Origin of the sequence: Ferroglobus sp. (assembly GCF_015521575.1) — an archaeon.
Taxonomy (GTDB): Archaea; Halobacteriota; Archaeoglobi; order Archaeoglobales; family Archaeoglobaceae; genus Ferroglobus.
The window spans coordinates 1-2,336 of record NZ_WANY01000183.1; the positions used below are offsets into that span (position 1 = coordinate 1).

Sequence of the window (2,336 nt, forward strand, 5' to 3'; positions counted from 1 at the left end):
ACGCTTACACCCTCCTCAAGCAGAATTTTCGTTAAAGCCGTTGCGTAAATCCCCCTCACTCTCACCCGCATCCACTTGAAACTTTACTTGCTTTGCTTAAAATATTTAAAATTTCGTTAACGAAATTTAGATATGGTGAAATTGCTCGTTATAATTTCGAGTGGAAAAGAAGCGAAAGAAAAAGCTCAGACCGGCGTTATGTTCGCTGCGAACTCGATGAAATTTGGATGGAGCGAAAAAACAGAAGTGATATTTTTTGGACCGAGTCAAGACCTCTTGGTTGAAGATGAAGAATTTCGAAACGAAGTTATCGAACAGCTTGGAGATTACAAACCGCTCGCTTGCAAATTTATCGCTGAAAAGAAGGGTTACGTCGACAAACTCGATTTTGTAAGAGTAGAATACGTTGGAGGGATAATTGCCAAGCTGATTGATGAAAATTTTGTCCCGCTGGTATTTTAGAGCAACTAATTTAAAAGTTTTCAAGAACATTTTAACGAATGAAAATAATTCAGGACACAATACACGGCACGATAAAACTTGAAGAATGGCAGCTCGAAATTATAGACACCGCCGCCTTTCAAAGGTTAAGGAGGATAAAGCAGCTCGGTTTCGCAAACTTGGTTTATCCCGGAGCGAATCACACTAGATTTGAGCATTCTCTTGGGGCTATGCACTTAGCGAGAAAACTCGTTGAGGATGAGGAAGTCGTTGCCGCTGCTCTACTTCACGACATCGGACACACTCCCTTCAGTCACTCCGGAGAAAAGATAATTGAAAGATACGCCCGAAGAAAGCACGATGATGTTAAGGGAATAATTAAAGAGAATTTCGAGGAAATACTGGATAGGCACGGAATCGATGTGAAAAAAGTGATAAGGAAGGTAAAAGAAAGTCCAGTCAGCGGAGATATAGATGTGGACAGAATGGACTACCTTGTGAGAGATTCCTATTACACCGGCGTAGCTTACGGAGTTTTCGACGTTCAGAGACTGATAGAGAAGATGTACTTCGATGGAAAAAGGCTTATAATCGAAGAGGGCGGAATTAGGGCTGCTGAATCGATGCTCGTTTCAAGGTTCATGATGTATTCAGCAGTCTATTACCATCACGTTTGCAGAATAGCTAAGAAGATGTTCGAAAAAGCGTTAGTGTGGATGATCGAGAGCGAAGAGCTCTCTATCGAGGAGCTTCAAAAAATGGACGATTACGATGTTGTGGCTTTAATGAGGAGGAGCGAAGATTTCCCGAAATCCATAATAGAATCCCTCGACCGGAGAGATCTGTTTAAGAGAGCCGTTTATGTTAGTTTGGATAAAGTCGGAGTGAATCTGAAGAAGGTTAAGCCATGGAGGGCTGAGCAAATCATCGCTGAAGAGTGCGGAATTGACGAGAACTTCGTTATAGTTGACATTCCCGAAGAGAGGAGCGAGGAGTACGGAGCGCTGGTTGAAATGGAAGGAGAGGTAAAAAGGCTGGATGAAGTTTCTAAGATAGTTCAAACTCTCAAAAATTTGCAGAGCGAACTGCTCAAATTTGGTGTTTACACAAAAAGAGAATACGTCGATAAAGTTCAGAAAGTGGCTTACGACATTTTCAACATAGAAAAAACAAAGCAGAAAAAGCTGTTTTAATCTCTTCCGTAAACTCCCACGAGAACGCCTTCTGCAATTACATGACCTTTCATCTTTTCCAAAAGCTCTTTCTTCGTCTCAACGCTCTCATCAATTTTCACATCAAGAGCGTAGACCTTGAAGAAGTATCTGTGCTTTCCAGACGGTGGACAGGGCCCGTTGTATCCGTATTTACCGAAGTCGTTTCTCAGTTGCACCGCATGAAACGGCTCCTCTATGATCCTTCCATGAGGAATTCCTTCGGGAATTTCGTTCTCGGGAGGAGCGTTGAAGAGAATCCAGTGGGTGAAAACGCCAAGAGGAGCGTCTGGATCTTCGCAAATTATAACAAGAGATTTCGCGTTCTCGGGTATGTTTTCTATACGAAGAGGGGGAGAGACATCGCTGCCATCGCAAGTGTACTTTTTCGGAATCTCACTCATGTTCTCGAAAACGGACTTAACTTCCATCTTTTTTTCCACTTCTACCACCTCTTTCTGAGTACATCCAACCAAGACTATTGATAGCAGAGCCGCAAGCATAAGCACCCTCATAATTTTACTTTCCTCCTTTGACAAATAAGTTTTCTCAATTATATTTTTAGACAATTTTAATCAAAATTGAAAAATGAATAAAGTTAATAAATGCTCTTCTAAGAATAAAACTATGAAACTTGAAGCGGTGAAGATAGAAAATCCGGAGAACAAGTACCAAGTAATTATC

At 41.4% G+C, this 2,336-nt stretch carries 3 protein-coding genes; 2 read left to right on the top strand and 1 reads right to left on the bottom strand.

What is annotated here, in order from left to right; translation table 11 throughout:
- The first annotated feature begins 132 nt into the window (after positions 1-132).
- Entirely contained in the window at positions 133-462 is a 330-nt protein-coding gene (locus tag F7C14_RS07335; protein ID WP_290901420.1) for a hypothetical protein, read from the top strand.
- Positions 463-500: 38 nt separating this feature from the next.
- Positions 501-1,634 carry an HD domain-containing protein gene (locus tag F7C14_RS07340; protein ID WP_290901421.1) on the top strand — a complete coding sequence of 378 codons (1,134 nt, stop codon included), beginning with the start codon at positions 501-503 and terminating at the stop codon, positions 1,632-1,634.
- Here F7C14_RS07340 and F7C14_RS07345 read toward each other — a convergent pair.
- A complete protein-coding gene (locus F7C14_RS07345) occupies positions 1,631-2,167 on the bottom strand; it encodes a YbhB/YbcL family Raf kinase inhibitor-like protein (RefSeq protein WP_290901422.1) in 537 nt (178 codons plus the stop codon). The genes F7C14_RS07340 and F7C14_RS07345 overlap by 4 nt on opposite strands.
- Positions 2,168-2,336: the final 169 nt, after the last annotated feature.

What these genes read in the sequence shown, in the direction of transcription:
- F7C14_RS07335 (WP_290901420.1), top strand. Translation starts at nt 133, where the DNA reads ATGGTGAAATTGCTCGTTATAATTTCGAGTGGAAAAGAAGCGAAAGAA.
- F7C14_RS07340 (WP_290901421.1), top strand. Translation starts at nt 501, where the DNA reads ATGAAAATAATTCAGGACACAATACACGGCACGATAAAACTTGAAGAA.
- F7C14_RS07345 (WP_290901422.1), bottom strand. Translation starts at nt 2,167, where the DNA reads ATGAGGGTGCTTATGCTTGCGGCTCTGCTATCAATAGTCTTGGTTGGA.